Source organism: Streptomyces sp. CNT360 (genome assembly GCF_000424785.1).
Map to the genome: position 1 here is coordinate 109615 of NZ_AUKO01000021.1, position 19946 is coordinate 129560.

At 72.8% G+C, this 19946-nt stretch carries 30 protein-coding genes and 1 pseudogene; 5 read left to right on the plus strand and 26 right to left on the minus strand.

Features of this window, described 5'->3' with window-relative positions:
* Window positions 1-12: 12 nt before the first annotated feature.
* On the minus strand, window positions 13-726 hold the full coding sequence (locus H297_RS0119320; RefSeq protein ID WP_027738406.1) for a hypothetical protein: 714 nt from the start codon (window positions 724-726) through the stop codon (window positions 13-15).
* Window positions 727-843: 117 nt separating this feature from the next.
* On the opposite strand from H297_RS0119320, the gene H297_RS0119325 reads away from it, so the two are divergent.
* Window positions 844-1134, plus strand: coding sequence for a sigma-70 family RNA polymerase sigma factor (locus H297_RS0119325; protein ID WP_027738407.1), 291 nt, complete (start codon window positions 844-846; stop codon window positions 1132-1134).
* Between the two features lie 63 nt (window positions 1135-1197).
* Here the strand turns inward: H297_RS0119325 and H297_RS0119330 are convergent, their stop codons facing one another.
* The 24 genes and pseudogenes from H297_RS0119330 to H297_RS37280 form a co-directional block, all read right to left on the minus strand.
* Window positions 1198-2043 carry a hypothetical protein gene (locus H297_RS0119330; protein WP_051351991.1) on the minus strand — a complete coding sequence of 282 codons (846 nt, stop codon included), beginning with the start codon at window positions 2041-2043 and terminating at the stop codon, window positions 1198-1200.
* A gap of 229 nt (window positions 2044-2272) precedes the next feature.
* Complete coding sequence (locus tag H297_RS0119335; protein WP_027738409.1) at window positions 2273-2647, minus strand: hypothetical protein; 375 nt, start codon at window positions 2645-2647, stop codon at window positions 2273-2275.
* Window positions 2644-3006, minus strand: a complete 363-nt coding sequence (locus tag H297_RS0119340; RefSeq protein ID WP_027738410.1) for a hypothetical protein — start codon at window positions 3004-3006, stop codon at window positions 2644-2646. The genes H297_RS0119335 and H297_RS0119340 overlap by 4 nt, the downstream gene beginning before the upstream one ends.
* Window positions 3007-3033: 27 nt before the next feature.
* A complete protein-coding gene (locus H297_RS0119345) occupies window positions 3034-3234 on the minus strand; it encodes a hypothetical protein (protein WP_027738411.1) in 201 nt (66 codons plus the stop codon).
* Window positions 3231-3701, minus strand: a complete 471-nt coding sequence (locus H297_RS43755) for a hypothetical protein (RefSeq protein ID WP_199787233.1) — start codon at window positions 3699-3701, stop codon at window positions 3231-3233. Before H297_RS43755 ends, H297_RS0119345 begins: the two co-directional genes overlap by 4 nt.
* Before the next feature lie 14 nt (window positions 3702-3715).
* A complete protein-coding gene (locus tag H297_RS43760; RefSeq protein ID WP_027738412.1) occupies window positions 3716-3916 on the minus strand; it encodes a hypothetical protein in 201 nt (66 codons plus the stop codon).
* The gene (locus H297_RS40350; protein ID WP_051351992.1) at window positions 3913-4542 is read right to left on the minus strand and encodes a zinc finger domain-containing protein; all 630 of its coding nucleotides are present in this window, start codon (window positions 4540-4542) and stop codon (window positions 3913-3915) included. Before H297_RS40350 ends, H297_RS43760 begins: the two co-directional genes overlap by 4 nt.
* A 2-nt stretch (window positions 4543-4544) precedes the next feature.
* The gene (locus H297_RS0119365) at window positions 4545-5300 is read right to left on the minus strand and encodes a hypothetical protein (protein ID WP_027738413.1); all 756 of its coding nucleotides are present in this window, start codon (window positions 5298-5300) and stop codon (window positions 4545-4547) included.
* Between the two features lie 11 nt (window positions 5301-5311).
* Complete coding sequence (locus H297_RS0119370; protein WP_037794729.1) at window positions 5312-5662, minus strand: hypothetical protein; 351 nt, start codon at window positions 5660-5662, stop codon at window positions 5312-5314.
* A complete protein-coding gene (locus H297_RS0119375) occupies window positions 5659-6096 on the minus strand; it encodes a hypothetical protein (RefSeq protein ID WP_027738415.1) in 438 nt (145 codons plus the stop codon). The genes H297_RS0119370 and H297_RS0119375 overlap by 4 nt, the downstream gene beginning before the upstream one ends.
* Before the next feature lie 14 nt (window positions 6097-6110).
* Window positions 6111-6377, minus strand: a complete 267-nt coding sequence (locus tag H297_RS0119380) for a hypothetical protein (RefSeq protein ID WP_027738416.1) — start codon at window positions 6375-6377, stop codon at window positions 6111-6113.
* The gene (locus tag H297_RS44405) at window positions 6374-6517 is read right to left on the minus strand and encodes a hypothetical protein (RefSeq protein ID WP_486589583.1); all 144 of its coding nucleotides are present in this window, start codon (window positions 6515-6517) and stop codon (window positions 6374-6376) included. The genes H297_RS0119380 and H297_RS44405 overlap by 4 nt, the downstream gene beginning before the upstream one ends.
* Before the next feature lie 47 nt (window positions 6518-6564).
* Window positions 6565-7368: a hypothetical protein gene (locus H297_RS44410; protein WP_486589584.1), complete on the minus strand. Its 804-nt coding sequence runs from the start codon at window positions 7366-7368 to the stop codon at window positions 6565-6567.
* Between the two features lie 13 nt (window positions 7369-7381).
* Window positions 7382-7951, minus strand: a pseudogene (locus H297_RS44415) (DNA cytosine methyltransferase); the annotation flags it as partial.
* Window positions 7903-8523 carry a crossover junction endodeoxyribonuclease RuvC gene (locus H297_RS0119395; RefSeq protein WP_027738417.1) on the minus strand — a complete coding sequence of 207 codons (621 nt, stop codon included), beginning with the start codon at window positions 8521-8523 and terminating at the stop codon, window positions 7903-7905. The gene H297_RS0119395 and the pseudogene H297_RS44415, both read right to left, overlap by 49 nt.
* Window positions 8520-8975, minus strand: coding sequence for a phiSA1p31-related protein (locus H297_RS0119400; RefSeq protein WP_027738418.1), 456 nt, complete (start codon window positions 8973-8975; stop codon window positions 8520-8522). Before H297_RS0119400 ends, H297_RS0119395 begins: the two co-directional genes overlap by 4 nt.
* Window positions 8972-9787 (minus strand): exonuclease domain-containing protein, encoded by an 816-nt coding sequence (locus tag H297_RS0119405; RefSeq protein WP_027738419.1) that lies wholly within the window; start codon window positions 9785-9787, stop codon window positions 8972-8974. Before H297_RS0119405 ends, H297_RS0119400 begins: the two co-directional genes overlap by 4 nt.
* The gene (locus tag H297_RS0119410; RefSeq protein WP_027738420.1) at window positions 9784-10842 is read right to left on the minus strand and encodes a recombination directionality factor; all 1059 of its coding nucleotides are present in this window, start codon (window positions 10840-10842) and stop codon (window positions 9784-9786) included. The genes H297_RS0119405 and H297_RS0119410 overlap by 4 nt, the downstream gene beginning before the upstream one ends.
* Before the next feature lie 3 nt (window positions 10843-10845).
* On the minus strand, window positions 10846-11676 hold the full coding sequence (locus H297_RS0119415; RefSeq protein ID WP_027738421.1) for a hypothetical protein: 831 nt from the start codon (window positions 11674-11676) through the stop codon (window positions 10846-10848).
* Complete coding sequence (locus tag H297_RS0119420) at window positions 11673-11942, minus strand: hypothetical protein (RefSeq protein WP_027738422.1); 270 nt, start codon at window positions 11940-11942, stop codon at window positions 11673-11675. Before H297_RS0119420 ends, H297_RS0119415 begins: the two co-directional genes overlap by 4 nt.
* Complete coding sequence (locus H297_RS0119425; protein WP_027738423.1) at window positions 11939-12307, minus strand: cryptochrome/photolyase family protein; 369 nt, start codon at window positions 12305-12307, stop codon at window positions 11939-11941. The genes H297_RS0119420 and H297_RS0119425 overlap by 4 nt, the downstream gene beginning before the upstream one ends.
* A complete protein-coding gene (locus H297_RS0119430) occupies window positions 12300-12653 on the minus strand; it encodes a hypothetical protein (protein WP_027738424.1) in 354 nt (117 codons plus the stop codon). Before H297_RS0119430 ends, H297_RS0119425 begins: the two co-directional genes overlap by 8 nt.
* A gap of 84 nt (window positions 12654-12737) precedes the next feature.
* Window positions 12738-13067: a hypothetical protein gene (locus H297_RS0119435; RefSeq protein WP_027738425.1), complete on the minus strand. Its 330-nt coding sequence runs from the start codon at window positions 13065-13067 to the stop codon at window positions 12738-12740.
* A gap of 12 nt (window positions 13068-13079) precedes the next feature.
* Window positions 13080-13340, minus strand: a complete 261-nt coding sequence (locus H297_RS37280) for a helix-turn-helix domain-containing protein (RefSeq protein WP_037794730.1) — start codon at window positions 13338-13340, stop codon at window positions 13080-13082.
* A 239-nt stretch (window positions 13341-13579) separates the two neighbouring features.
* On the opposite strand from H297_RS37280, the gene H297_RS0119445 reads away from it, so the two are divergent.
* The gene (locus tag H297_RS0119445; RefSeq protein ID WP_051351996.1) at window positions 13580-13981 is read left to right on the plus strand and encodes a hypothetical protein; all 402 of its coding nucleotides are present in this window, start codon (window positions 13580-13582) and stop codon (window positions 13979-13981) included.
* A 374-nt stretch (window positions 13982-14355) separates the two neighbouring features.
* Here H297_RS0119445 and H297_RS0119455 read toward each other — a convergent pair whose 3' ends face one another.
* Window positions 14356-15303 (minus strand): tyrosine-type recombinase/integrase, encoded by a 948-nt coding sequence (locus H297_RS0119455; protein WP_027738427.1) that lies wholly within the window; start codon window positions 15301-15303, stop codon window positions 14356-14358.
* A gap of 98 nt (window positions 15304-15401) precedes the next feature.
* Between H297_RS0119455 and H297_RS0119460 the strand changes: the two genes are divergently transcribed.
* The 3 genes from H297_RS0119460 (at window position 15402) to H297_RS0119470 (ending at window position 19934) form a co-directional block, all read left to right on the plus strand.
* On the plus strand, window positions 15402-17195 hold the full coding sequence (locus H297_RS0119460; RefSeq protein ID WP_027738428.1) for a serine/threonine-protein kinase: 1794 nt from the start codon (window positions 15402-15404) through the stop codon (window positions 17193-17195).
* 156 nt (window positions 17196-17351) lie between these two features.
* Window positions 17352-18629, plus strand: a complete 1278-nt coding sequence (locus tag H297_RS37285) for a serine/threonine-protein kinase (RefSeq protein WP_037794787.1) — start codon at window positions 17352-17354, stop codon at window positions 18627-18629.
* Window positions 18630-18782: 153 nt separating this feature from the next.
* Window positions 18783-19934 carry an iron-containing redox enzyme family protein gene (locus H297_RS0119470; RefSeq protein ID WP_078514318.1) on the plus strand — a complete coding sequence of 384 codons (1152 nt, stop codon included), beginning with the start codon at window positions 18783-18785 and terminating at the stop codon, window positions 19932-19934.
* Window positions 19935-19946: the final 12 nt, after the last annotated feature.

Below are 19946 nucleotides of genomic sequence, written 5' to 3' on the forward strand. Positions count from 1 at the left end.
CGGGGGAGCGGTTCAGCGGTTCAGCCATGCCCCGCGGACGGCGAGCACGGCAGCCTCGAAGTACGGCCACGAGCCGTCGAGGTCGACCGACTTGCCGTCGCGGTACACGCGCGCCTCGATGGGCTTTCCGGGCCAGACCATGCCGCGCTCGCGCCCGTCCTCGAACACGATCAGGAACCCGTCGGTGTGCCATGCGGCGACCCACCCCGTGAGGTCGCTGCCGCGCAGCTCGGGCTCGGCGTAGAGGTCTTGGTCTTCCTGACTCATGGTGATCTCGCGGTACCGCCGAGGCTTGATCGTGACGACCTTTCGCGCCTTCAACTTGCCGAGGGCGGTCTCGAAGGCGGCCTTGCGGGTGGCGGCGCCCGTCACGACCTGCGCGTCGCTGGGGTGAGCGTCGCCGCCATCGGGGGTGCGGATGCATGCCCAGTAGCCGCGCACGTCACCGAGGTTCGTCGAGTTGTAGACCATGTACATGTGGCCGCCGATCCAGAAGGTCGAGCGGCCCTTGTACGAGCGGGACAGCTTCGGCTCGGGCGCGACCTCGTCGAGCGGGTCGAGCTGCTCGGGGTAGTTGTAGCCCTCGCCGCCGCCGTCGAACTTGATGCGAACGACGGGGCGGTCTTCGCCGAAGCCGTCGGGGCGCTTGCTGAGCACCGTTCCCTTGATCTCGCCGCGCGAGTGGCAGGTGACGCGGGTGTCGGGCTGTACCTCGTCGTAGTGCATGGCTGCTCGTTCCTTTCCGGTGCGGTGTCGTGCTGACACCTCATTTATAGGGGGCTAGAAATACTCTCGTCAAGCCCTCTATAAATCGATCTTTCGCGGGGCCTAGAATCTGGCCCCATGGAGAACACAGAGAGCGCAGCGCCGGGCCCCCCGACCGGCGACCGGCCGAGCCCCGCAGACCTCTTCGAGCTCGCCGCCGAGCGCGCCCTCGATGACTCGGCGGGACCGGCGGAGCGCGCCGCGATGATCACCGAGCTACTCAAGGCGGTGGAGCGGTGGCAGCGGGAACTCACCGAGACCCGGCGGACCGACGTGCTCACGCTGCGGGAGACGATGACGCTCGCGAAGGTGGGCGCGGCCATCGGGCTATCGGTCCCCCGCGTCGACCAGATCGCCAAGGGGAAGTAGCCGGCCCGCTCAGCGCCGGCCGCCGCCGTGCACCGGCCGAGAGGAGACAGCGGCGGCCGCACGTCATGCCGCCGCTCGTGCGCGGGCCCGCTCGGCGCGCTTCGCGTCCCGACGACGACGGCGTCGCTCGGCCTCGCCGAGGGCCTTTTCGAGGCCGACGAGTTCGTGCGGCGCCGCCCACGTGCGGCGCCCCTCGACGACCGGCACCGGGGCGCCGCAGTCGTAACCGTTCTCGCAGGTCACGGTGTCCGCCTCACTGCCGCCGCGGTGCATCGTGAGCGTGGCGCCGCACCATGGGCACGGCCGGTCGTCCATCGGGTACGCGCGGCGCCGCTCGATGCCGACCGTCCGCTCGACGCGCCGCGCCGCCTCACGGGCAACGCGGCCGATGCGGCTTCGCTGCGCCTCATCGAGCGGCAGGAACGGACCGGCCTCGTCATGCAGCCGGGCGAGCAGCCACTCAGCGGCCCGCGGCGCGGTGCGCTGCTCGCTCAGGTTGTAGCGCCACCGCCGCCGGTCGGCAGCGTCGCGTGTGGCGAGCAGTTCGAGACCGAGCGCGGTCTCGTCTCCGGCGACCGCGCGGCGCGGCGGCGCGATGGGGGAGCGCTGTACCTCGGCGGCGATCTCGTCGGCGAGCGAGCACAACGCGGCCTCGACCGCGCGGCACGCGTCGACCACGTGCAGCCGCAGCGGGGCAGGCTGCTCGGCGAGCACGAGGTGCTCGCGCTCGGCCGGTCGCGTGCGGTCGAGCGCGACCTCGGCGGCGTCGTGCACGTCGAGGGCGCGCAGGTACTCGGCGCCGGTGCGGGGTGTGGCGGTGTCGATCAGGTCTCGCATGTTCTGCCAGTGGTCGAGGACGACGCGCAGGTCGTCGGCGGCGACTCGGGCGGGGCGGGCGGTGTGCTGCATGGGTGCGCTCCTGGTGGTGCGTCGGGGCGTAGGGTGATCGCACCGCGTATGGGGCGCCCCGGATTGCTGGCCGGCATGGGGGCGCCCCGGCGTCGTATTCAGCGGCGCCTCGGCGGCGCCGCAGGTCGGGAACCGGCGAAAGGGCCGGGGTCGCGGCGGCACGCCCACCGGCCGAGCGGCACGCATGACACGAGCCAGACGCCGAGGACGACCAGGGCGACCGTGCCGTTCACCGGCCGGCCTTGTCGGCGAGCGGGCGAACGGCGACGGGCCGCTCGGCGTCGAGTTCGGCCGGGTCGACGACGTCCGCGGTCGCCGTCCAACGCAGCACGCGGCACTCGTTGTTCGGCAGCGCGGCGCGGGTCTTGCCGAGCGCCTCACGGGCCGCCGCCGGGGTGCGCAGCGCGAACGCCATCGGGACCCAGTGGGAGCGAAGCGGGCCGTCGCCCTTCAACCGGGCCTCGACGGTGTACTCGACGTCGCCGACCGGCACGTCGGCCGGCTGCTCGGGCTCGTGGTCGCAGATGCCGGTCTCGTCGTGGTCGATCGCGGCGCCACCCGTGCACGGCTGCTCTTCGGCCGTGGGCATACTGTGGTCGCTCATGCTGCCTCGTCCTTTCGTCCGCCCGCGGGCATGAACCGGGCGATGCTGCGGATCACGCGCGCCTCGACGAGGTCCCACGCGCGGTATGCGTCGGCGATGATGCGGCGCCGCTGGTCGATCAGGGCGTGATGCGCCGCGACCGCCTCGGGCAGCGACCTCGGCTCGGGCTGCGCGAGGTGCACCTCGATTCGGCCGACGGCGGCGCGGTCGAGGATCGCGTCGAGCTCGGCGTACCGGGGCGCGTCGTGATGCGGCTGCCGGTGGCGCCACATGCGGACTTCGTCGAGAGCGACCTTCGCGACGCGTGCGGCGTCGGCGAGCTGCTGCTCGCCGGTCGGGTCGGATGCTGCTGCGGTCATGAGTTCCTCGCGGGTGCTTGGTGCGGTTCACAGGGGGCGCAGGTCGTCGACCGCGCCGTACGGAGCGACCTCGTACGGGGCGCGGGTCGCGGGCCGGGCGTATCCGGCGAGCGGGTCGTCGGGGCCGGGGTCCTCGAACAGCTCGGCGAGGTCTTCGTCGCTCATGTCGGCGAGCACGTCGAGGCCGGCCTCGTCGAGGTCGTCGGGGTCGAACGCGAAGGCGGTCACGCGGCATCACCGGCCCGGGTCGTGAGCCACTGAGCGAGCGCGGCGAGCACGGCGTCGACGCGTGCCTCGCCGCGGTCGGCGACGCAGCGGCACGGCGCGGTGCGAGAGCAGTTCGGGCACGGCACGGGCTTACGCGGCGCGTGATCGAGAACGCGGCGGAGCACGAGCGGCGCGGCGGACGGGCCGACCGGCGCGGCTGCGACCGCGGGCACCGGCTGCTCGTCGTCGTCCTGGTCGACGAACACGATCTCGGTCGCGCCCTGGTGACCGTGGATCGCCTCGACCGAGACGCGGCCGCGGTCCCAGAACACGACGCTCGGGTGCTCGCCGCGCCACCGGATCGACGCCGTGCCGTCCGGCCACAGCACGCCGTCGGCAACGTCGCCGACGCCGCTGATCCCGGACACGTCGACACGGCGGCGCAGTACGAACCGGCGGGGCGGCGCGAGCCGCTCGTCGGCGTGCACGATGCGAATCTCGGTCATCGGGCGATCCCTTCGGGAACGGCGCCGGCGCGCTGCGGCCCGGCCGTGATCTGCCACCCCTGCGCCGTGAGCGCCCGGACTGCGTGCCGGGCCTGCGTCGCGGGAGTGGCGTGCGGGTAGTCGGTGACGGCGTCCTCGATGGCGGCCGCGATGACCGCGACGCACGCGTCGGCGATCGGCTGTTCGGCGGGGCTCACGCGATCGCCTGCCCTTCGGGCTGCGCCGCCGCGTAATCGGTCTTGCGGTCCGGGTGCGTGCCGGTCATGTCCCGGCCGCGTTGCAGCGTCCGGCACCGGCGGTTGGCATCGGCCCCGCAGGTACGGCAGCGCACGGCGAGTTCGGGCGGGCCGGTCGGACGCTCCCGCTTCGGGAACAGCGCCGCTTTCGCCGCGAGGTAGCCCTCGGTCGCCGGGGCCGGCTCGACCGCGCGCCCGATCCGGCCGACGAGCTCTCGCACCTCGCGGGGCTGCTCGGCGCCCGTGACGACAGCGGACCGCCCGGCGCGCAGCGCGTGCACGTACCCGGCGGAGTCGTCCGGGTCGAGCTGCGGGTGCGCGCTCGGCTCGAACGTGCCGACATGCCTCGCCATACGGTCGCGGACGGTGTCGCGCCACCGTGAGGTGATGTCCTTCTGCATCACCGGCCACGCCGACTCGGCATAGTGGCGGCCGACCGCCTCGCCCGCGAAGTCGAGCGGGACCTCGCGCAACGCGACGGCCCACAGCCGAACTTGCGCCTCTTGCTCGGCCTCGTCGGTCTTCACGACCCGGTCGTCGACGAGGCTGATCTCGCCGAGCAGCCTGATCACGTCTTTCGCGTCCATCCTCAGACCTCCCCGGTCTGGTCGAGCAGCCGCGCCAGTCCCGCGCGCTGCTGCTGCCCCTTGCTCTGCTGCACGGCGTTGAACGGCACGACGACCCCGCCGCCCGCCCCCGGCGGTGGGTCGGTGCGTTCGTTCTCGGCCCACTGCTGCCACCGGCCGCCCCACGCCACGGCGCACACGCGGTCGTCGAGCTGCCGACGGACGAACTTCCGCGTCACGGCGACGAGTTGCTGCGCGGTGAGTTGCTCGCGGCCCGCGTCGGCGCGCGCAAGCTGCGCGGCGCGTACGTCCTCGTCGCTCGGCTGCCAGTCGGCGGGGATCGGCCGCGGGGTCTGCGGGCCACCGTCCCTCGGGGCCTCGTTCCGCCGGGGCGGCCGCGGTGTGCCGCCCCCGTCGCCGCCGGGCCCCGCGCGCTGCCGCCGCTTCTTCTCCGCCTCGCGGCTCTTGCGGCCCTGCACCTTCGCGCGCGACGGGTTGTATTCGAGGTAGTCGTGAATCACGAAGTCGCCCGGCGCCGGCTGCTGACAGTCGGGCCGCGGGCAGGTGTGCCCGTGCTCGTGCCACAGCCCGGCGGCGACGAGCTTCGTGATCTGCGGCTTCGAGCCGTACATCTTCGCGACCGCGCCGGGCACGATGCCGTCGGTCAAGTGCTGCGACACGTACGAGCCGCAGCGCAGCCACAACCCCAACGCCGCGTTACCGGCGGCGACCACCTTCGGGTGGGTGTGGGCGCTGTCGTCAATGACGAACCAGGGCATCGGACTTGCTCCTACGCGTCGAGGGTGAGCTGCCCCTCGTGGGCGGGTGTACGGGACGTGCGGGGGCGCGGCTGCGGGGCCGCGGGCGCCGCGCACTGGTGGTCGATCACGTGCGGGTGCGGGCAGTCGGGCGGGTGCCTGCCGCCGAGCCACCGCAGGTCGGGCCCGCCGGCGACGGTGCGCAGGCACCACGCGAGCCGGTTCGGCTCGACCAGGGCGGCGGCCTCGGCCGCGGTCAACTCGCGGGCGTCCGCGGTGACGTCGAGCGCCGCCCGGTGGCCGACGAGCTGCCGCAGAACCGTTTGGCCGCAGCGGCAGCGCACGCGCCGCGCGTCGCCGTTGCGGCGGGGTGGCCGGGTCATCCGTGCTGCTCGATCCGGCTGCCGTGCCGCTTGCGGTCGAGGTGCGCCTGATAGTCCGACTCGGTCGGGTGCGCGTCGAGCGCCTCGGCGACCGCGTGCTCGGCGTCGTGCGCGCCGGGCCCGAGTTCGTCGAGGGTGTCGTTCATCTTCCGGCGGCGCATCATGGCGCGCATGACCTCGGCGACGAGGTGTGCCTGCCGGTCGTCCTGCGCGACCTCGGCGAGGGTGACCCGCAGCTTCACTTGCGGGTCTTTGTCCTCGCCTTCGGCGTGGCCGGTGTACGAGGTGCTGCGCAGTTGCACGATCGCGAACACGCTCGTGCCGGGCCGCTCGAAGAGCCCGCGCCGCTGATCGGCGGTGAGGGCGGCGTGCAGGAAGGCGGCCCCGCTGTCGAGCTTCACCTCGACCTCGGTGTCGTTGTCGATCTTCGGCATGGGTGTCACGTCCTTCACTTGCTGGCGTGCTGCTTGCGGCGGGCGGACCGCAGCGCGGCCGCCTTCCGCACCTGGGGATCGGGGCACTCGTCGCGCATGTGCCGCTCGGCCCGGATCACGAGGGCCTCGACCGCCTCGTAACCGACCGCGTCCTCGGCCGGTCGGCGGCAGGGGCACGCGAAGTCGGCCGAGGCGAGGCCCTTCGCCTTCGCGTGGTCGAGGCGCACTCGCAGCCCGTATCCGGGGTTCGGGCCGCAGATCGTCGGGCCGACGCCGGTCATGCGGCGCGGCCGAGCAGTCGGCGCAGTGCCCGCTCGGGCATGCGCGTGAGCAGATGGCGCAGGGCGGCGGCCGCCTGCGGCGGAACGACGCCGTTGCCGAGGGCTTTGAGCCGCGCGTTCCGCAGCCCTGCGGAGGTCATGCCCGCAGGCGCGGGCACGCCGGTCACATGGCCGCGGGGGACACCCATCATCCACTCGACGAACAGCGGATCCAGGCGACCTCTATCGTCAGTTGGCCGGGGGGCGTGGCTTCCGCACGCCGCTTCCCACCGCCTGACCGCCCGCTCGAAGTCGCCCCACGCAACGTCGGGTTGCCACGTGTGTAGGTGGACGTCGACCGGTCCGCGTCGGCCGCGACCGGCGTCGGCAGCAGCGTCGGGGCGAGCGAGGTCAACGACGGGCGCACCGCCGCCCCTTCGCTCTCCGACTGGTTCGAGCCGTACGCCGTCGCTGTCGGCGTCGGCAGCAGCCGCGCCGCGTCCGTGAGCGTTTGCCCGTACCCGTCCCCGTACGGCGTCCCGTCCGTCCGGAAGTTCGCCGTGTCCGTCGCGTCCCCGGCCGTCGGCGTCGGCATGAGCCGCACGGCCGCGCTCGGCAGTGTCAGATCGCCCGAGCTGCCCCGCTGGTTCGGTCCGCCCTTCGAGCCGTCCGTCGCCTTCGGCGTCGGCAGCAGCGGCATGCCCTTCTCGACCTCGTCCGCGAGCGTCGGGCCGTGCCCGCCCTGCTTCCTCTTGTCCGGGTGCTGCGTGCCCCCGTTCACCGCGAGGTTCGAGGTCGGAGTCTTGAGCAGCTTCACCACGTTCGGCAGCCCGTCCTCGAACCCGTCGCCCTTCCAGTCGCGCGCTCGCGGCGTCGGCAACGCGGCGATCCGGGCCCGCAACGTGTCGTTGCGGTTCCCGTCCAACCGGCCGGGCCCGTTCCCCTCCTTCGTCGTCGGGGTCGGCAGCAGCATCCCGAGGGAACGCGAGGATGAACTCGCGGAACCGGTCATGCGGAGCGAGGATCTCCGCAGCCCGTACGCCTGCCCATTCCGCATCGAACCCGAGGCCGGCCAGGTCGCCGAGTACGGCGCCAAGAGCTCGAAGAACGAGGGCTGAGCCGCCGGTACGGTCCAGATCCTCAGACCGGGGTTCCACTCCGCGATCAGCGTTCTGCGAGAGGATTCCGCGGACATTTTCGATCACCACCAAGCGGGGTCGCAGGACTTCGATAGCTCGGGCGACGTGCAGCCACAGCCCCGAGCGGGTGCCCTCGGCGATCCCGGCGCGCTTGCCGGCGAGGGAGAGGTCTTGGCAGGGGAACCCCGCCGTCAGAACGTCGACCGGCTCGGCCTGTGACCAGTCGACGGCCGTTATGTCGCCGTGGTTGGGGACCTCGGGCCAGTGGTGCGCGAGGATCGCGGCCGCGTACTGGTGGCGGTCGTCCGGGTCGTACTGGCAGTGCCACGCCACCGAGGCGCCGAGCACCTCGCCGACGGCAATGTCGAGCCCGCCGTATCCCGAGCACAGAGAACCGATGCGCAGCGTCATGCGGCGGCCCCCGAGACGTGCCGCTGCCGCAGGCCGACCGGCCATTCGACCACCGACAGCCGGTCACGCTGCGCCGTCGGCATGTCGAACAGCGGGGCCCCGCAGGCGTCGTGACCGGCAGCGCGCAGCCACCAGGCGTCGCACTGGTCGCCGCCCTTGTCGTCGGCGAACTCGACACCGGCCGCGAGGTACGCGGCCGCAGCCATGCGGGCCTTGTCGGCGTTGCCGTGATCGGCCGCGTACTTCTTGAGCGTCGCGGGGGCGAGCAGCGCGTACGGCACGCCCGCGTCGAGCAGCGCCGCTTTCACGACGCCGTGCACGCCGCCGATGCCCTTGACCGCGGTCGCCTGCATCTTGGTCGGCAGATCCTCGATCACCGCGAGGTGCGGCCGGTGCTCGGCGAGGTCGTCGGCGACGCTGTCGCGGATGTGGAGCAGCCGCCGGTCGCCCTCGCGGGCCTGCGTCTTGATCCGGTACGTCGTGCCGTCGGGCAGGCACACGCCGGTCGACGTGATCGACAGATCGAGGCCGATCACCCGCAGCCCCGCCGGAGCGAGGACCGGGTCGACGAGCGGTGACACGGTGCCGGGCGCGACGAGCCCGAGGGCGGCCGTCATGCGTCGCCCCCGATCACCGGGGCGAGCGGGCCCCACACGGCGCGCACGACGTCGAGCGGCTCGGACGCCGACCCGTCGCTGCTGCGCATGATCGGTGTGCCCTGCCGGTCGAGGCTGCCGTGCCACCGCCACGCCCGCTCGTGCACGTCGGCCCACGCAAGGGAGAGGTCCCACGCGTGGCCGGTCCCGTCCGTCCACAGCCGCCGCTCGCGGTCGAGGGTGCCCGCGTGGCTGATCAACGGCTCGACGGGGCGGTCGTGTTGCGGTTCCGGCTGCGGCAGGCACGCGCCGGCCGGGTGCTCGGCGGCGAGCTGCGCCGCGACGAACCGCAGGATCGCGGCCGCCCGCAGCTTGCACATGCCGTCGCCGTAGACCTCGGCGACGCCGTCCTCGTCGACCAGGACGACGAGCGGCTGCTCGTCGAAGTCAACGAGCCTGATGCGGTGCGTCATGCCGGTGCCCCCTCGGTGATCTCGGCCCACGGGCGCAGCGGCCACGAGCGGTCGACCTCCGCCTCGGGGCTGGTCTTGCGGAAGTGCTTTTCGAGCCCCTCGGCTTGCTCGGCGGCGAGCCGGATTTGCAGGTGATGCAGCTCTTCGAGGCCGAGGTCGGCGAACGCGTGGAACCGCGGGCGGCGGGCGGTGCGGATCGGCTCGGGCCACTGCTCGCGGTCGGTGTGGGCGAGCCATCCGATCCGGTACGCGATCCGCGCGGCCTGCATCGCGTCGTACTCGCAGCCGTGCGCGTCGTCCTCGGCCCACGGCAGCCCGTAGACCTGCGCGAGGGTGACGAGCTGCCGGGCGCCCTGTGTCTCCGAGGGGCGCTTGCGGTACGGCAGCGCGTGCGTGTCGAGCACGCGGGTATCGATCACCGGCCACAACACGTCGTCGACGAACCGGTCGAGCAGCGGGGGCAGTTCGTACCGGCGGCACTCGCGGTCGAGCAGCGTGAGGTCGTACGGCACGTTGTGCCCGACGACCGGCACACCCGTGCCGAGGTAGCCCGCGACGGCGGCCGCGACCTCGTCAACGACCTCGACGGCCGGGCGGCCCTTCGCGCGGGCGTGCTCGGTCGTGATGCCGTGCACGGCCGCGGCGCCGTCGGGAATCTCGACGCCGGGGTCGGCGAGCCACGACGACGGCTCGGTGTCGGCGCCACCGCCGAGCCCGATCACGGCGGCGGTCACAATGCGGTCGGCCTCGACGTCCGTGCCGGTCGTCTCAAGGTCGAAGGCGCACAGCCTGCCCATGTGCCAGGGGGTCACCGGGCACCCCCGCCGGGCTGCGCGACTGCCGGCCACGCGGTAGGCGGCTCGGCGTCCTCGACGATCTCGGCCTCGACCGCGCAGTCGTCGTCGAGCTCGGCCTCGTCCTGGTCGTCCTCGACGACTCCGGTACGCGGGTCGATCCCGGCCTCGACGTCGCGGGCGATCTGCATGAGCTGCTGCGACAGCTCGTCGGACCCGTCGCGGGCGACGTGCCCCGCCTCGTTCGCCCGGCGCCACACCCCGCGCACCTCGTCGGCCGTCGAGCAGCCGCGGGCGTCGGCGAGGTAGTCGGGCAGCTCGGCCGGGGCCGCGGCGATCGCCGGGCGGTCGAGGCTGCTCGGGTCGAGCGCGGCCGCCGTCGAGATCGGCCCGTTGAGCGCGTGCCGCAGCTTCGGCAGCGACGGCACGACCATGACGACCGGGAAGTTCTTCGTCTGCCCGTCCGCGACCCGCGTGCGCTGCTCGATCCACATGCGGACCGGCATCATCGACCGGCCCTCGGTCGCGGCGAGCACGGTGTCGATCCCGCCCGCCATGGCGTCGGCCGCGTAATACGACTTGCTCTCAAGTCGCCACACGCCGAGGTCGGGAAGGTCGGGCAACATCACGTTGATACGCGACGTCGGCTTGCACACCTCGCGCGCCGACCGCAGGTGCCACTCGTCGCCGTACTGCGCCAGGCACAGGCACGGGCGCCGGGTGAGCTGCTCGGTCTCGCCGTCGCAGCGCCGGGCGCAGCCACCGCCCGACCACATCTCGTACGACTGCGACAGCGGGTCGCCCTGCGGCAGGATCGCCCGCAGCTCGCTCGCCTCGGTGATCACCCGGTACTGCGCGACGGATTGGTTCTGCGGCGTCCACTCCTCGACGCGGCCGCCGTACAGCTCGGCCGCCGCGGCGACGTAGTCGCGGCTGTGCGAGGACAGTACGAACGTCTTGCTCTTGACCGGGATCGGCCGCTTCTTCGGGTCCGAGTTCGGTCGGCTGTAGCCGGTGCGGATACGGCCGAGCTCGGCCGCCTGCCGCTTCATGGTCATGATGCGGGAACCCACGGGTCACGCCGCCTTTCGTGCAGCAGACCCCGGCGCCCACGGCGGCAGGATCGAGGGGTATTCGGCGGGCGCTTCGTGCAGGTGGCGGGCACTGCGCAGCGCGCCGAGGAACGCGCGGAACACCGCGCGGTCGGAGGGAAGTTCGATCAGCCGGTGCGAGCGCGGCCGCAGGTTGAGCACGGCCGTACGGCGCGGCCGCGGCGCGGGCACCTCGGAGTCGTCCGCGAGCAGCGCGACCTCGGCCCACCGGTACGCGGCGAGTTGATACGGCTGCTCGGCGTAGACCGTCGTCGCGGGTTTCTTCGCGCTCGTCTTGTAGTCGATCAGCCACAGCTCGCGGCGCCCGCCCGGACCGGTCGGCAGCCACAGCCACAGATCGCCCGTACCGGCGTAGCCGTGACGGCGGTTGAGAACGGTCGTCTCGACGGCCTCGACGTCGTGCTCGAAGTCGACGCGCCACAGGCGGAACCACTTCGCGAGCTGCACCGCGTACGGCTCGACTTCGGGGTCGGCCGGGTACGGGGCGCCGATGACGATCGCGTGCGCACGGTGGTGCACTCGCGATCCCAAGTCGGCAGCCCGTTCCCGGTTGTTGTTCGGCAGCGCGACGAGTTCGCGGCGCAGCGCGCTCGGCTCGGTACGGGCACGGCGGGCGACCTCGATCGGGCTCGCGATCACGTGGTCGGCGACGAGCCCGGCGCCCCACGGCACAAGCGCGGGCTTGTGCACGCTGCTGCCGGCGGCGTTCGTGACGCTGATCAAGGCGGGGCCCCCGGCGGGGTCGGAGTAGTAGCGGCCGCGGTCGGTCGCGACGGCGTTCCTGGGATCGGTCACCGGGCGCCGCCTTCGCGGTCGGCGTTGAGCAGCGCGACGAGGTAGTCGACGAGCGGCGGGTCGACCTCGACGAGCGGCTCGGGGCAGCAGCCGAAGGCCGAGGGGTCTTCCGAGTCGACGTGGTCCTCGTCGGTGCACACGGGGCCGATGGCGTTCGGTTCTTCCGCGATGCCGAGGAACGTCGCGCGCCACTCGGGCCGTTCGCTGCCGGTCGTCCTGAGCAGCAGCTCACCCGCCGTGCGACGGGCGTCGTCGAGCGCGGTCACGCGGCCGCACCGCCCTCGGTGCGCTGCGCGGGAACGGCCTTCGGCGCCGCGATGGCTCGCAGCCGATCGCCGAGGCGTTTCACCTGCGCGCCGTAGACCGGCATCTTCGTGTCGACCGCGGCCGTCAGCCCGGCGACGAGGGACTCGAACGGCAGGTCGCCGGGCCGCTGCACGATGTACCGGTCGACCGGCTGCGCGTCGATCAGCGCGTCGAACCTCTCGCCGTACGTGTCGCCGAGCAGCAGCTCGACGACGTCGTGCACGACGTGCTCGACGAACGCCTCGACGTCGAGCACCGCACCGGCGGGGATCGCCTCGACGTAGATACGGAACGGCCCGTCAACGGGCATGGCTGCGTCAGACATTCGCCACCGCCCGCCGGACCTCGACGAGGACGAGATCGCCGTCGACGACCGCGGGGTGCACGAGGATCGCGACGGTCGAGCCGTCCGCCCGTACCGGTGTCGCGGTGCGCAGCGTCCACAACGCCGCGCCGTCCGCGGCCGGTCCGCGATGCACCTCGCCGCCGAGGGCGTACACCCACGCACTCAGGTCGTCGACGTCGGTCACGGTGATGTGCACGGCGTCGGGCCGCGCGACGAGCGGCGGGGCGGGCAGCGGGAGGTACCCGAGCAGCGCCTCGACGGCGACGCGGTTGTCGTTCGTCTGCGCCACTCCGGCGGCCGGGCGCTCGGTAGGCTGTGCGATCACGGCGATCGCCTCGCTTTCTGACCATGGGGTGAGGGGTGAGCCGCAGGGGTCGCGTTCGGATGCCGGTCCGAAGCGGCCCCGCTGTCATGCGGCGGCTGCGTCGTCCTCGCGGGGCGCGGCGGCGAGCTGCTGCTCGATCCGGCGCTGCCGTTCCTTCGCGTTCTCCGCGCTGCGGATGCGGCGCGAGGCGGCCGAGCGCCGCGCGAGCTCGGTGAAGTGCGCCTTGCGGAGCATCTCGGCGGCCTGTTCGAGCTGCGCCTCGCTCGCGCCCGGGTGCAGCTCGCGGGCCTGGTCGAGAAACCGGGCGTCGGCAGCCCTGCGGGCGGGGGCGGTGCGGGCCGAGCGGTCCGCGGTGTTCCCCCATGACCTGTACGAGGCGAGTCGCATACGCAGCGACCGGTCGTTCGTGTCCATGTCGGCAGCTCCCTATCGACGATCATCCGCATCCATGGACGTGGATGACGCGGGCAAAAAAAGAGAGTCGCGGTCGACGTGCACCGCCTGCGCGATGCGGTCGGCGACCTCCGGCGTGACGGTCGTGCAGCGGGTGCCGGTGACCAAGTCGTGAATCTTGCTCTTCGACACCGCCGCCGCGCCGGCCACGGCCCGGACCGACAGCGGGCCGCCCCGTGACCAGCGCATGAGCAGCCGCAGCAGTTCCGGATCGGTGAGGCGCAGGCGGCGCATGTGCAACGTCCCTCCATCCACATCCATGGATGCGGACAGGTAAGCACAGCGGCGGCGCGCTGTCCAACACCCCGGGGGCGCGCAAATCGGAAAGATTTCACCATGAGACGGGTAGGCGTATCGCCCGCATCCGCATTCGTGGACAATGCTAGGCGTCAGGAGTATGCAGGACCGCGTGACCAGGCACTTTCACCGCCCGACGGGCGGGGGACCGTGGACACGACAGAGAGAGATTGAATATGGCCCAGCGGCGCGACGCGTTGACGGAGCTCGTACAGCAGCACGTCGGGACGCACCGCGGTAGCGACCGGCTCTCGGTAGCCGAGTTCGTTCGGCGGGCCTTCGATCCCGACACGCAGTACCGCCCGAGCAACGGACTCGTAGGCAAGATCGTCGCCGGGGAGAGCTACAAGGTCACCCCCGAACTCGTCTCGGCCATCGCGGCCGGCCTCGGCATCCCGCGCGACGTCGTCGGCGTTGCCGCGCACTTCCAACTGATCGGGTACGACGACGTCGAACTCGAAGGCGACCCGCAGGTGCGCCTCGTGAAGATGCTCGGCGCCGAGGGTGACGACGACACCCCGAAGGCGCGGGCCGTCGCGCAGCGGTGGGCCGACGAGGACTCGGCCGAGCAAGCCTGACCGTCCCCTTTTGTCTCCACTTTCGCCAGATCTTCACAAGCGAACCCTGTGTCAGGTGTTTTCTCGTGTGACTACTAGGTGCATATGCCGGATGGTCGTAGAGTGAGCCCTGCCTCGCGTGCATCGAACACCTGTGCGGAACGTGCGGTCTTGATCAGGTGGGACAGGGGGACTTGTGACACATGTCGTCGTCGAGCGAGCGGAACTCGACCATGGGCGACCAGTCCTCTACCGGGACGGGGGTCAGCGAATACGCATGGCCTACGACCCCGCGCAGATCACCGAGGCCGAGGCCCTGCTCTTGACCGCCCTCGGCCTGCAACGGCCGCTCGGCGGCATGCACGTGCGGTACGCCGCCGAGCCCTGAGCCCCGCCTACAGCCGGTCGCCGGGTGAGAGCGCACGATGCGCCTTGCGGGCCCGCTCGGCGCCGGCCGATGCCGCGTAGCGGTCGAGCATGCTGCGGCTCTTCCACCCCGTGATACGCATGAGGTCGGTCTCGTTGCCGCCGTCGGATAGCCACATGTGCGCGAAGGTGTGCCGGAACTGGTGGGGGTGGACGCGGCCGATCCCGGCCTCTTCCGACCGGCGAGCGAGCAGCTTGCCCGCCCCCGACGTCGTGAGCGGGTTCTTCGTCTTCACTCCGAGCCACAGCGCGTCGTACGTCTTCGCCTCGGGCCGCTTCGAGCGTGCTCGCAGGTACCGGTCGAGGGCCTGCGCGGTCTTCACGCCGAACGGGACGGCGCGGGCGCGCTTGCCCTTGCCCATCACGTGCAGCACCTGCATGTCGAGGTCGACGTCGTCGACGGTGCGGTTCGTGACCTCGGACAGCCGCACTCCCGAGTCGAGCCAAAGCATGATGATCGCCTTGTCGCGCAGCTCGGGCCACCCGCGGCCAGTCACGACCTTGAGTAGCTTCGTGAGGTCGTCGGTTGACAAGATCGGGACCTCGGGGGCCTCGGTCTTCGGCGCCGACAGGCCGTTCGCAGGCGAGCTGTCTATCTCTTCCTCGGCAACGAGCCACTTGAGCCACGCCTGCACGCCGAGAAATCGGGAACGGGCGGAACTAGCAGAGGTGCGTTCTACCTCATGCACAGTGAACGCGCGCACGTGAGCGCGGCTGATGTCGAGGACGTCGTCGACGGGCTCGACCGGATCGATCCCGCTGTCGGCCGGGGGCGGGGCCGGTTGGGTGAGATAGTCGGTGAAGAGTGTGGCCGATCGGATATACGCACGGATGGTTTCAGGGCTGTGATTGTTGGACCGCAGGGACAGTTCCCACGACCGGAGCAAGCGCCGGAAGGGGTTCGAGGCTGTCGTCATGGCATCGATAATTACTTGCCCTATGAGCGCTATGCAATGGCTCTGCGAAACTCTGTAGGGATGAAACAGCAGGTCAGCGCAACGATTGGGGTAACGACGTGCGGCCGGTAGGCAGCAAGTACCTGCTCGAAGAGCCGCTGGGGCGCGGCGCCACGGGCACCGTCTGGCGGGCTCGCCAGCGGGAGACGGCGGGCTCGGAGGCGGCGGTGGCCGGTCAGCCCGGCGAGACCGTCGCGATCAAGGTCCTCAAGGAGGAGCTGGCGAGCGACCCCGATGTGGTGATGCGCTTCCTGCGGGAGCGCTCCGTCCTCCTGCGGCTGACGCACCACAACATCGTCAGAACCCGCGACCTGGTGGTCGAGGGCGATCTGCTGGCGCTCGTCATGGACCTGATCGAGGGCCCGGATCTGCACCGTTACCTGCGCGAGAACGGCCCGTTCTCGCCCATCGCGGCGTCTCTGGTGACCGCGCAGGTGGCCGACGCGCTGGCCGCCAGCCACGCGGACGGAGTGGTGCACCGGGACCTGAAGCCGGCGAACGTCCTGCTCACCGAGGACGAGACCGGGATGCGTCCGATGCTGACGGACTTCGGTATCGCACGTCTGGCCGACTCCCCGGGGCTGACCCGTACGCAGGAGTTCGTCGGCACCCCGGCGTACGTGGCGCCGGAGTCGGCCGAGGGCCGCCCGCAGACGTCGGCGGTGGACATCTACGGCGCGGGCATCGTGCTGTACGAGCTGGTCACGGGACGTCCGCCGTTCAGCGGCGACAACGCGCTGGCGGTGCTGCACCAGCACCTGGCGCAGGACCCCGAGCGCCCCGCGAACATCCCCAACCCGCTGTGGACGGTCATCGAGCGCTGCCTGCGCAAGAACCCGGACGAGCGGCCCAGCGCCGAGAACCTGGCGCGCGGGCTGCGGACGGTCGCCGACGGCATCGGCGCCCAGGCCACCCCGCAGGCGGCCGGCGCGGCGCTCGGCGTGGGCGCGCTGCTGGCTCCTGACCCGACGCCGGCGCCGGTCCCGGAGACCGGCACACAGGGCGCCGGGGCCGCCGGAGCGGGCGCTTCCGACCCGACCCAGGTGCTCCCGCACAGCGGTGCGGCCGGTGCGGCGGCGGCCGGGGCCGCGGGCGCGGCCGCCGGTGCCGCGGCGGCGGGCGCGGGCGGTCACTACGACCCCTCCGCGGAGACGAACGTGCTGCCGCAGACGGGCGGTCCCCAGGGCGGGCCCGGCGGGCAGGGCGGTGGCAACGCCGACCCGACGCAGGTGATGCCCCCGGTTCCGGGCAACCCGCCGCCGGGCGCCCCGCAGCAGGACGGCCCGCACCCGTGGGAGAACCAGCTCAGGGCGGCGCGGGACCGCAACGAGCAGACCCAGTTCCAGCCGCTGGACCCGAGCATGGATCCGCTGCGCCGCCGTCCGCAGCGCCGCCCGCCGGAGCCGCCGCAGGGCCCGTACGGCAACCAGGACTACGGACAGCAGGGGTACGGGCAGCAGGGATACGGACAGCAGGGCTACGGCCAGCCGCCGCAGCAGTACGGCGGGCAGCGTCCCCCCGCACGGCAGGGCCCGCCGCAGCAGCCTCCGCAGCGGTACGAACCGGAGCCGCCCCGGCGCCGGGAGCCGCGTCCGCCGCAGGACGCGCGTCCGCCGCGGGAGCCGAGGCCGCGCCGTGAGCCGCGGCAGCGCAGCGCGAACCCGATGCGGATCCCGGGCCTCGGCTGCCTCAAGGGCTGCCTGTTCATGATCCTCATCATCGTCGTGGTGTGCGTGCTGCTCTGGAACTTCACGCCGGTGCCCGAGTGGTGGGCCGAGGGCAAGAGCTTCTGGCAGTCCGCGAAGGATGTCGTCGGGCAGATAGGCGACTTCTTCTCGAAGTTCAACGGCTGACCGGCCGGGGGCCGGACACGGGAGAGCACCGCGCGGCCCCCGGTGTCGCCGACCTTGGGGATTTGTCGATTTCCAAAGAGGGATTTCCCCCGCAGAAGTGACAGTTACCGGTATCCGGGGCTCCCAAGCGGCGCCCCGCCGCGTAGCTTTGTCGCCATGGCACGGAAGATCGGCAGTCGCTACACGGCACACCGGATCCTGGGGCGCGGCAGCGCCGGAACGGTGTGGCTCGGCGACGGACCCGAGGGTGCGGTCGCCATCAAGCTGCTGCGCGAGGACCTGGCCGCCGACCAGGACCTGGTCGAACGGTTCGTGCAGGAGCGCAGCGCCCTGCTCCACCTCGACCACCCCCGCGTCGTCGGCGTCCGCGACCTGGTGGTGGACGGGAACGAACTGGCGCTCGTCATGGACCTGGTGCGGGGCACGGACCTGCGCACCCGGCTGGAGCGGGACCGCCGGCTGTCCCCGGAGGCGGCCGTCGCCGTCGCGGCCGACGTCGCGGACGCGCTGGCGGCCGCGCACGCCGCGGGCCTGGTGCACCGGGACGTCAAGCCGGAGAACGTGCTCCTGGACGCCCTCTCCCTGGAAGGGCCCGGCGGGGCGCCGCCCGCGCTGCTGACCGACTTCGGCATCGCCAAGCTCATCGACTCGCCCAGCCGCACCCGCGCCACCTCCATCATCGGCACCCCCGACTACCTGGCGCCCGAGATCGTGGAGGGGCTGCCGCCGCGCGCCGCCGTCGACATCTACGCGCTGGCCACCGTCCTGTACGAGCTCCTCGCGGGCTTCACACCCTTCGGCGGCGGCCACCCCGGCGCGGTGCTGCGGCGGCACGTGACCGAGACCGTCGCGCCGCTGCCCGGCATCCCGGACGAGCTGTGGCAGCTCATCCACCAGTGCCTGGCCAAGGCGCCCGCCTCCCGGCTGCGGGCGGCCGAGCTGTCGGCCCAGTTGCGCGAGCTGCTGCCCGCGCTGGAGGGGCTGCCGCCGCTGGACCTGGACGAGTACGCCGAGCACCCGGAGGACGGCTACGAGGCGGACGAGGAGGCCGTCGGTCCCCCCGGCTCCGCGGACTACGACACGGGCCCTGGGCACCCGGACGGCGGTGCGGGCGCAGCACGGGGAGCCGGCGACCCCCAGGGCGGCTCCCTCCCGGCCACCGGCGGTGCCGTACCGCTCGTGCATGCGCGGGTGGGGCCCGACGCGAACCGGGACACCCACACGAGCATGCGGGTGCCGGGTGCGGACGAGCTGGCCGGAGGGGCGCACGGCACCGCACGGGCGCCCCGGGCGAGCGGGGAGGCGCGGGCGGGGTCCGCGCGGCATCACCGGGTTGCCGAACGCCGGCGGCGGCTCACGATAGGGGTGGTGGCCGTGCTGGTCGCGGTGGTCGCGGTGGTGCTCGCCGTCGGCGGCTGGCTGGCCATGTCGTAGGACGGGACGGGTCCGTTGCGCGCGCCCGCCCACGGGTACTCGGGCTGCCGAGCCCCGCGTGCCACCTGGGTACGCGGACCGTGCACGGCCCGCGTACCGCGTCCGGCATACGGAGCGTGCAGGCCCGAGAGCCGACACGACGGGAGCGCACCCATGACGGCGACCACGAGGCCGGCCCCCGGGCAGGCCGACGACACCGCGGCACCGAGCCCCGCGGCAGCGGGCCGTCGCGCCGCCGCTGACGGGCCCGCACTGCCCGAGGCGCGCGGACCGCTCTCGTCGGGCGTGGTGGCCGCTCTGGGCGGCGCCGAGGCGGACCTCGCCTCCCTCCCGGCCCGCGCCGCGCACGCCGACCCCTACGGCGAGGACCTCCAGCTCGCCCTGTACGTCCTCTACGAGCTGCACTACCGCGGCTTCGCCCGGGTGGCCGAGGACCGCGAATGGGACCCCGACCTGCTGCGGGTGCGCCGTGCCCTGGAGGACCGCTTCTGGGCCGCTCTCCGTGCGGACGTGCCCGGCGGGCGCACCGCCGACGACGCGCTGGGAGAGCTGCTGGTCGAGCCCGTCGAACCGGCCGGCGAGGAGAGCGGAGGCGTCGCCCACCACCTCCAGTACCACGGGGAGCGGTGGCAGCTGCGCGAGTACGCGGCCCTGCGTTCCCTCTACCACCTGAAGGAGGCGGACCCGCACGCCTGGGTGATCCCGCGGCTGACCGGCCGGGCCAAGGCGGCGATGGTGGCCGTCGAGTACGACGAGTTCGGCGCGGGCCGGGCCGAGAGGGTGCACGCGCAGCTCTTCGCCGACCTGATGCGCGACCTGGACCTGGACGACACCTACGGCCGCTACCTGGACACCGCACCGGCCGAGGCCCTCGCCCTGGTCAACCTGATGTCGCTGTGCGGGCTGCACCGCCGGCTGCGCGGCGCCCTCGTGGGGCACTTCGCGTGCGTGGAGATCACCTCCTCGCCGGGGTCCCGCCGGCTCGCCGCCGCCATGCGCAGGCTGGCGGCCGGGCCGGCGGCGGAGCACTTCTACGACGAGCACGTGGAGGCCGACGCCGTGCACGAGCAGGTGGTGCGCCGGGACGTGGTCGGCGGCCTGCTGGAGAGCGAGCCGGGGCAGGAGCCGCAGATCGCGTTCGGGGCCGACGCCACGGTCTTCCTGGAGGAGAGGCTGGGTGCCGCGCTGCTGGAGGCGTGGCGCACCGGCGCGTCGGCGCTGCGTACGCCGTTGCAGCCCGAGCCGGGTCCCGCGCCTGCCGGATCGGCCGCGGAGAGCCCGGATGCGGACCCCGCAGGAGCGTAGGAGCATTCTTCC

Coding starts and splice junctions, on each gene's coding strand:
- H297_RS0119320 (WP_027738406.1), bottom strand. CDS start 726: ATGCACTACGACGAGGTACAGCCCGACACCCGCGTCACCTGCCACTCG.
- H297_RS0119325 (WP_027738407.1), top strand. CDS start 844: ATGGAGAACACAGAGAGCGCAGCGCCGGGCCCCCCGACCGGCGACCGG.
- H297_RS0119330 (WP_051351991.1), bottom strand. CDS start 2,043: ATGCAGCACACCGCCCGCCCCGCCCGAGTCGCCGCCGACGACCTGCGC.
- H297_RS0119335 (WP_027738409.1), bottom strand. CDS start 2,647: ATGAGCGACCACAGTATGCCCACGGCCGAAGAGCAGCCGTGCACGGGT.
- H297_RS0119340 (WP_027738410.1), bottom strand. CDS start 3,006: ATGACCGCAGCAGCATCCGACCCGACCGGCGAGCAGCAGCTCGCCGAC.
- H297_RS40350 (WP_051351992.1), bottom strand. CDS start 4,542: ATGGACGCGAAAGACGTGATCAGGCTGCTCGGCGAGATCAGCCTCGTC.
- H297_RS0119365 (WP_027738413.1), bottom strand. CDS start 5,300: ATGCCCTGGTTCGTCATTGACGACAGCGCCCACACCCACCCGAAGGTG.
- H297_RS0119370 (WP_037794729.1), bottom strand. CDS start 5,662: ATGACCCGGCCACCCCGCCGCAACGGCGACGCGCGGCGCGTGCGCTGC.
- H297_RS0119375 (WP_027738415.1), bottom strand. CDS start 6,096: ATGCCGAAGATCGACAACGACACCGAGGTCGAGGTGAAGCTCGACAGC.
- H297_RS0119380 (WP_027738416.1), bottom strand. CDS start 6,377: ATGACCGGCGTCGGCCCGACGATCTGCGGCCCGAACCCCGGATACGGG.
- H297_RS44405 (WP_486589583.1), bottom strand. CDS start 6,517: ATGACCTCCGCAGGGCTGCGGAACGCGCGGCTCAAAGCCCTCGGCAAC.
- H297_RS44410 (WP_486589584.1), bottom strand. CDS start 7,368: ATGACCGGTTCCGCGAGTTCATCCTCGCGTTCCCTCGGGATGCTGCTG.
- H297_RS0119395 (WP_027738417.1), bottom strand. CDS start 8,523: ATGACGGCCGCCCTCGGGCTCGTCGCGCCCGGCACCGTGTCACCGCTC.
- H297_RS0119400 (WP_027738418.1), bottom strand. CDS start 8,975: ATGACGCACCGCATCAGGCTCGTTGACTTCGACGAGCAGCCGCTCGTC.
- H297_RS0119425 (WP_027738423.1), bottom strand. CDS start 12,307: ATGTCTGACGCAGCCATGCCCGTTGACGGGCCGTTCCGTATCTACGTC.
- H297_RS0119435 (WP_027738425.1), bottom strand. CDS start 13,067: ATGGACACGAACGACCGGTCGCTGCGTATGCGACTCGCCTCGTACAGG.
- H297_RS37280 (WP_037794730.1), bottom strand. CDS start 13,340: ATGCGCCGCCTGCGCCTCACCGATCCGGAACTGCTGCGGCTGCTCATG.
- H297_RS0119445 (WP_051351996.1), top strand. CDS start 13,580: ATGGCCCAGCGGCGCGACGCGTTGACGGAGCTCGTACAGCAGCACGTC.
- H297_RS0119455 (WP_027738427.1), bottom strand. CDS start 15,303: ATGACGACAGCCTCGAACCCCTTCCGGCGCTTGCTCCGGTCGTGGGAA.
- H297_RS37285 (WP_037794787.1), top strand. CDS start 17,352: ATGGCACGGAAGATCGGCAGTCGCTACACGGCACACCGGATCCTGGGG.
- H297_RS0119470 (WP_078514318.1), top strand. CDS start 18,783: ATGACGGCGACCACGAGGCCGGCCCCCGGGCAGGCCGACGACACCGCG.